General features: G+C 48.8%; 6 protein-coding genes. 1 reads left to right on the top strand and 5 read right to left on the bottom strand.

Annotation, left to right across the window (positions count from 1 at the left end; translation table 11 throughout):
- Positions 1 to 115: 115 nt before the first annotated feature.
- Positions 116 to 1,159 carry an AraC family transcriptional regulator gene (locus tag ACIQ0Q_RS05375; RefSeq protein WP_395771922.1) on the top strand — a complete coding sequence of 348 codons (1,044 nt, stop codon included), beginning with the start codon at positions 116 to 118 and terminating at the stop codon, positions 1,157 to 1,159.
- Between the two features lie 73 nt (positions 1,160 to 1,232).
- Here the strand turns inward: ACIQ0Q_RS05375 and ACIQ0Q_RS05370 are convergent, their stop codons facing one another.
- The 5 genes from ACIQ0Q_RS05370 to ACIQ0Q_RS05350 form a co-directional block, all read right to left on the bottom strand.
- Complete coding sequence (locus ACIQ0Q_RS05370; RefSeq protein ID WP_395771921.1) at positions 1,233 to 2,441, bottom strand: hypothetical protein; 1,209 nt, start codon at positions 2,439 to 2,441, stop codon at positions 1,233 to 1,235.
- A 100-nt stretch (positions 2,442 to 2,541) separates the two neighbouring features.
- Positions 2,542 to 4,200, bottom strand: coding sequence for a SulP family inorganic anion transporter (locus tag ACIQ0Q_RS05365; protein WP_395771920.1), 1,659 nt, complete (start codon positions 4,198 to 4,200; stop codon positions 2,542 to 2,544).
- 25 nt (positions 4,201 to 4,225) lie between these two features.
- Entirely contained in the window at positions 4,226 to 4,990 is a 765-nt protein-coding gene (locus tag ACIQ0Q_RS05360) for a hypothetical protein (RefSeq protein WP_395771919.1), read from the bottom strand.
- Between the two features lies 1 nt (position 4,991).
- The gene (locus ACIQ0Q_RS05355; protein WP_395771918.1) at positions 4,992 to 5,426 is read right to left on the bottom strand and encodes a YidH family protein; all 435 of its coding nucleotides are present in this window, start codon (positions 5,424 to 5,426) and stop codon (positions 4,992 to 4,994) included.
- Positions 5,426 to 6,292 (bottom strand): bile acid:sodium symporter family protein, encoded by an 867-nt coding sequence (locus ACIQ0Q_RS05350; RefSeq protein ID WP_395771917.1) that lies wholly within the window; start codon positions 6,290 to 6,292, stop codon positions 5,426 to 5,428. Before ACIQ0Q_RS05350 ends, ACIQ0Q_RS05355 begins: the two co-directional genes overlap by 1 nt.
- Between the last annotated feature and the right edge of the window lie 83 nt (positions 6,293 to 6,375).

Here is a 6,375-nt window from a genome sequence, read left to right as displayed (position 1 = left end):
ATATCAACCATTCATCATAGCCTCGGCATTTTAGGCTATCTTTACAGTAATGGACAGGTTTTTGACTTCTGGGACAGGGGTGCCAGTATCTTGACCGATATGGAATTGAATTAAAGTGGCTAAAAAAATAAAGAATGCTATCCGGGCCACGCCGATGACCTCGGTAATCTGGGTCCGGAATATCGTCGATGCGCTGGATGGCCTCGGGCTCGACGGTATGGGTTTGGCCCTAAAGGCCGGCATCGATCCAGCATTGTTCGGGGCCGTAGAATCCGGTATTTTGGCCAATGAAATTGTCCGGCTCTGGGAGTTGGCGGTTGACGAATCCAGAGACGACGCCATCGGCCTGAAAGCCGCACAGAGCTTCCGGCCCTCCTCAATGGATGCGACCGGTTATGCGATGATGAGCAGCCCCAACCTCCTGGCGGCACTCGAGCGCGCCGTTCGTTACATCGGCGCACTGACTTCGGCTTCCAATGCTGGCCTGTGCCGAAACGAATACGGTTATTGCCTGACCCTCAATTTAATGCCGGGCATCATCGATATCCAGCGACAGAACCATGAGTTCGTTCTGCTCAGCACCCTCCAGTTCCTGCGCTGGATTGCCGGTCCGAGCCTGGTTCCCAGCCGAATCGAGTTCATGCATGCTAGGCCTGCCGAAGCCACTCTTTATAGCGAAGCCTTCGGTAGGCTTCCGGATTTCAGTGCGCCACATTTAGCGCTGAGCTTTTCCGAAGCGGATGTCGCACGGCCATTATTGAGTGCCAATGCGCAGATGGCGATCCTGCATGATCAGGCTGCAGAACAACGCATAGCTCAGCTCGGTACTGCGCACAACACTTTAATGGTCAACCAATACATTGTCCAAAGCCTTATCCATGGCGAACCGACGCGTGATGCTATTGCGGAAAAGATGGGGATCAGCTCACGCACCTTGCAGCGCCGACTGCAGAATGAAGGCCGGACATATCACGAAATTCTGGACGATGTCCGTCACAATCTGGCTAATCGCTATCTCGGTAATGAAAATATTTCACTGTCCGATGTCGCGCATCTGCTCGGCTTTTCCGACCAGAGCAGTTTCACCCGTGCTGCGCACCGCTGGTTCGGTGACTCACCTAGCCGAATCCGCGCCAAATTGACCGGGCGCGGCATTTGAGAAAGCAGCTGCATTATCAGGGCAGCAGCTGTACTTCGGCTTGTTATTGTTCTCTAATGCCTGAGAACCAGGCTCATAAAAGAATATTGACCAGTTTTCTTAACAGCTCATCCAATGGCATTAATGTAAAAACCAAGGGCAGCAGAGGCAGCAATGTCCAGCCTATCAATTGCAATAATGAGTCTTTGCTAATGGGTATAAACCGCATGGTATCGACTACTTCGTAGCCATTACCTAAGTCTGCGAGCGATTGTATATCAGCACTGCCAATAAATGGCTCATCGGCTGATGCGCCGCCACGCAACCATTTGCTGTCGTATTGACGGACATATTTGTGCGCCAAATCACCGTATTCAAGCCTACCGATTCGTTTTGCAGCAGAAAGCTGGTTCGAAAACAGAAAAAGTGGTGCGACAAATAACATCAGTACAAATCCAAGCATGATTGCAATTTCAATCTTAAAATCTGTCAAAGATGCACCGCTGAAAAATATGCGATTTGATATCAAGGCCGATAATAATGCGCCATGAGCCGCCGCCAGGAAGGTGAAGGCATATATGCTATGAGTCACAAATCCAAGTCCGCCGAAACGATCCGGGTGGGAAGCAACCAGCCGCAATTGAATTCGTGAAACTTGCCATAAAAAACGAATCCATATGAATAAACGGTAATACCAACGGATTAACAGAAACTGGAAGAATGGCAGGCTAAATAGGACAAACCAATAACCGGCAAAATTCAGTGTTCGTGTGCCATTTTGAAACGTTGCATACCATGCCTCGCCCTCTAGACCAATGAAATGCTTCCAAACGATTAGAATTCCCACCAGATAAACCAATATTATTAAACATATTTCGGCACTGATTGAATTACGCATTTTGAGCGCCGAAGCAACAGCGGCTCTAAATTTTTCCATATCCTGCTCAGGAACTAAATCTCTTCGCAAGAAGCTACTCAGGATTAACCGCAACCGATCATGCACATACAGCTCTGCTAAAATAAGTAACGGCATGGCAATTAGAAATCGAATATGTACTTCAATATCTAATAAAAATGGCAATGCCGTACCACCTTGAAGCTTTCCTTCAAGTGCAGACAATATCAGCAAGGGCACCCAAGCTAATAACGGCAGAATAATCAGACGCCTTAATAACAAGCGCATATCATCATCGGCAAGACGTGCACGCCGCATCAGTTGAAACAATGGGCCTCCCAGAACCAAAGAGAAGTCATTGGCGGAGTCTTTGCGCTCTGCAGCACTCTTCGCATTTAGCTCATTCATAGATTCCTCATGTGATTAGCACTCTTGTTCTTGATAAGAATAAGCAATTTTATCGCATCGCTCTGAAGACATTGAGTTGGCGCATTTTTAAGATCTGCCCTTAACCCAGCTGCATTAATCCGCGCTCGAAGGCATCTACTGCTTTATTGAGGCTGATGAACATGCGTTTGTTTCCTAATTTCTCACCCAAGGGCGACCGGCTAATGGTTTTCAATAAATCTGGATTCAGTGCCACTAAGCATAAATAAACACCGCGCTTCTGCAGTTTTTCCTCGGCATCGATTAGCATTAGCAGCGCTGTATACTCAATATCGGGAATGGCACTGCATTCAAGTAGAATAACGGATGCTTTAGATTTATCAACAAGATCATGCATTTTAGCTTGCACATTGGCGGCATTGGCAAAGGTCAGCCGACCTTCGGTACGAAGCATTAATAGGCCGGCAATGGCTTCATCGGAATCGTTCTCACCAATCCGGCGGAATACCTCCTTGGACCTGTTGTAGGCAAGTTCATAGACCGGAGGATGATTAGCCTGATACAGCAATGTCAGCATCGAAACAACTACTGCAATAAAAATTCCCTCAAGCGTGCCAATTAGCAATACCCCGGCGAATGTAACTAAGGCCCATACCCATTCAACGCGCTTAACCTGTGCAATGGCCTTGAACTCTGATGGCTTGATCATCCCTGCTGAGACCACAATAACCAATGCCGCCAACGCCGACTCGGGCAAGAAGCCGATCATTTCCGACACTATAAGCAGCGATAACAGAACCGTAATGGCGCCAATCCATTGTGCCATTTGACTGCGGGTGCCGGCCTGTTCGGCAACTGCTGTTTGTGATGTGCCGCCACCTGCCGGTATGCCTCCGACCATCGCCGCGGCTATATTTGCAGCGCCGATGGCAAACATCTCCTGATTCGGCTTAATCGGCGGGTCATCGCTCCGCCAAAAAGTACGCGCAGCTGCAATCGATTCAGTGAACGACATCAACGCAATACCCAGCGCCGCCGGCAACAGCGATGGCATGAGGTTCCAGACCGGAAGCACCAACGCCGGCAAGCCCGCAGGTACCTCGCCAATCAGCTTGAGCCCACGATCGCCAAGGCCGAACTGCATAGAGGCAGCAATGGCCAGCGCCATCCAAACAAGCGGCGCAGGCAACCTGGAATGCCTACGATGCATCACAACCAGCAGCATGATTCCGACGATGCCAACAAGCATGGTCAGACCATGCACATTGCCTAAGTGGATGGGCAGTTCGCGCAAAATACCCACCGTGTTATGGCTAGCAATACTTACCCCGAGCACCGATTTCAATTGGCCGATGATGATGACCACACCAACCCCTGCGGTGAACCCGACAAGAACAGGTTTTGAAATAAAATTTGCCAAGAAACCTAATCGGAACAGGCGTGCCAACAGAAGTATGCCTCCAACCAGAAACGCCAAGGTTGCTGCTATCACAACCGGGCCTGCGCCCGACGCTCCTGCCATATCAGCAATAACCGCCGATGCCGTCAACATGGCAATCGCTGAGGTACTGCTGACACTCAGCGCACGCGAACCACCCAGCACAGGGTAAACCAACATGGCGGCAAGCGCCGTATAAATCCCTACTTCAACGGGAAGCCCAGCAATAACGGCGCACGCCATTGCCTTCGGTATAACCACAGCCGCTGTTGTCATGCCAGCGACACTATCAGCACGTAGCGAATCTCGGCGATAGCTTGATAGCCAGCTCAGCATAAGCATCGATTATCAGGAAAGTTGCGGATGATTATATGAATGATAACAACAATAATCCATACAGCAAGCCGCCTACTGCAAACCAAGCGAAGCGCCCCTCTTTATTGGCAGACAATTCCATCATGCTATTAATCATAATCACGCCACCTGCAAGAAACGCAGTTAGCATTGCCAGGCTGTTTTCCGGAAGGATAGTCAGCACGCCAATTAGCCAGCCCAGAAAAACTCCAAATGCCAAAATCCAGCGGCCATAGCGTTGGTAACCCAGCGCATGTTCTTTGATTAAACCGTGCGCCATGACAAGAAAATGCCCGCCAAAGACAAAAGCAAATAAGGCGATACCTGTGATTGAAGACTCCGTTGAACGGACCAGCAAATATGACATTAAGCCAATATAGATAACAAGACCCGCTATATGCACGAGGAAGGATTTGCTTAGCGTCATTTCGCTGCCACTGTTGATAAGGGCATCATCGAATTTAGACAGATGCGAACGCAGCCTTTCATTGCCTAGAAATGCTATAAAACCAATCAACGCTAAGTAATAAACCAGCATGCCATCAAAAGGGGTTGCAAGTGATTCTGATTCTGAAATAATCTCGCGAGCTTCATGTAATTCGGGCATCATGTGCATAAAGACATATGCAATTGACATTCCGGTAGTAAACGACTCGATACTGCAATGATTATCGGTGAATAATCGCAATACATGAATATGCTTGCCATATAGAAAAATCAGTATAAATAGCAGGGCCGCAGGAGCAGTGATAATGATTAAGTTGGAATCAATATTCATTTCAGATCAGCCTTGCCAGAATGCCGATGAATGCAGCGACACCAAGTATCGACCAAACTAAAGCCATAACAAAAGATGGAGTTAAGCGACTAACGGGTTGGTTGCCTCGTAATCCACCAAGTCGCTGCCAATACTCAATAGTTCCCGTGATGATTGATAGCGAACCAAGCCCAATCAGCAATAATCCAACATTTTTTGGACTTAAGCCATCTGGATGAACTTTGCCGCTTTCCTGAAAACCCTCAAGAAGTTTATAAATGGTAAAGCCGAAACTGATCATTGAAAGACCGGTTCTGACCCAAGCCATCAATGAGCGATCTGCTGCCATGACGGTTCTATCGGTTGCTAAATCAGTGCGGACCTCGGCCAATTGATTGGCGGTTAACGGCTCGCTATTCTGGGTAGTGGTGCTTAAATCTGCTTGATTGCTGTGCATTATGCCGGTCCTCTTGATGCTTGTTTGCCGCGCCATGTCATGTACAGCATGGCAATGAGAATAAAACTGATTATGCATGGCACCATTACCGGCAAGGCCTGCTGCGGGCTGTAATTGCTTGCTGCAATGGTGAGGGCCAATACAGGATGTCGCACGCCGCATTCAACCGCAAGAACGGTTTTCTCACTTGCATCAGCCGGACCGAAGAAATGACCGATCGTCAAACCCGCCAAGCTGACCACTGCAATCACGAAATAAGACCATGCATCCATATTCAACAATGCCGGGTAAAGTGCCGCAATTGCAGCAACAGCCACCACAATGATACCAACAGTGCCAATTTTGCCGATAACCGGTGCTAACCGATCAGCAGCTGAAGGAAAAAAGCCTCGAATAGCCAAGCCCAATGCCACCGGAATAAGAATAGTTCGTGCAAGAATCCACGCCATTACGCCTAGATCGACCTGCGATTTAAAATTCAGCAGCATTGACAACATGTAGAGCATTGCCGGTACCGTGACGAAGGCTAACAGCGCCAAGCTCAGATGCAGGCTAGCCATAAATTCCGCGCTGCCACCGCCTTTTTTGGTGGCCGCTTTCAGCATTAATGGTGCCGGTGGACACGCCACCAGAATCGCCAGCCCAATTGCAACGCCCGGCGAAGGCTTGAGCAAAAGGATCAATCCGATGGCGGCAAGCGGGACCAGCACCAAGGTTGCCAATAGTGATCGCAACATTAAGCCTGGCTGTTCGCGGAAATACGCCGCAACCCGTCCCGGCGCAATTCCAAGGCCCTGGGAAAAAACGATGAGTGCCACCGAAACTGGCGCGACAATTTTTAGAATCTCAAGAATTATGTCTTTCATTGATTACTTCCTTTCTGAGCTATTGTTAGCAAATGTATTGCAGTGCTTTGTTCAACGGGATATCCGCCACAACATGAAATTTC

The sequence above is a fragment of the Arenimonas sp. genome (assembly GCF_044348765.1).
Taxonomy (GTDB): Bacteria; Pseudomonadota; Gammaproteobacteria; order Xanthomonadales; family Xanthomonadaceae; genus Arenimonas.
Note: the sequence above shows the minus strand (reverse complement) of the source record. Positions and strands in the feature narration are given on the sequence as shown.